The sequence below is a fragment of the Vibrio sp. 1641 genome (assembly GCF_033339995.1).
Lineage (GTDB): Bacteria > Pseudomonadota > Gammaproteobacteria > Enterobacterales > Vibrionaceae > Vibrio > Vibrio alginolyticus.
The window spans coordinates 1-649 of sequence record NZ_JAWOVP010000236.1; the positions used below are offsets into that span (position 1 = coordinate 1).

1 protein-coding gene is annotated in these 649 nt (G+C 43.9%); it reads right to left on the minus strand.

The genetic code is table 11. The features are described from left to right. A partial coding sequence (locus tag R7Z47_RS25250; protein ID WP_318130817.1) for a Na+/H+ antiporter NhaC family protein occupies positions 1-609 on the minus strand: 609 nt, incomplete at its 3' end. Positions 610-649: the final 40 nt, after the last annotated feature.

The following is a 649-nucleotide window of genomic DNA, read 5'->3' on the forward strand; positions in this document are numbered from 1 at the left end:
AAGACGCACATACGCCCCAAGCGCTGAATACTCAGTAATACCATGTGATACTAAAATACCGCCGATGATAGTAATGATGTAAGCACCCCAACTAGAAGCTGGCATGATGACACACATAGGTGCAGCGGTTGAATCTAGGATGTAAGCCAGTTTCGCACGAGATACATAGAAGCGATCCGTTACTGGGCGCGAAAGCGCACCTACAGCAAGACTGTTAAAGTAATCGTCGACAAAAATGAATACGCCTAAAAAGGCTGCAAGAAGTTTAGAGCCGCGTTTACTTTTCACACGAGACTGTGCCCATTCAGCGAATGCGCGAGTACCGCCAGAAAGTGTCAATAGAGCCGTTGTCATGCCTAATAGAATTAGGAAACCAACAATGCTCATGTTCCAAGTGTTAATTCCACCATCTTCAATGAAGACAGAAGACACTTGAGTACCTACATAGCTTGCAGTACCACCAATTGACCAGCTGTTAAGTAGAACCGCACCAAGCGCGATACCTACACCAAGAGAAACTAATACACGTCGAGTCAGAATCGCCAATGTCAGAGCAACAATAGGAGGCAATAATGAAACAGGAGAATGAGAAAAATCTATTAAATTCATGATCTTCAAAAACCAAAGTTTGGCTAGAGATCTACTGCAG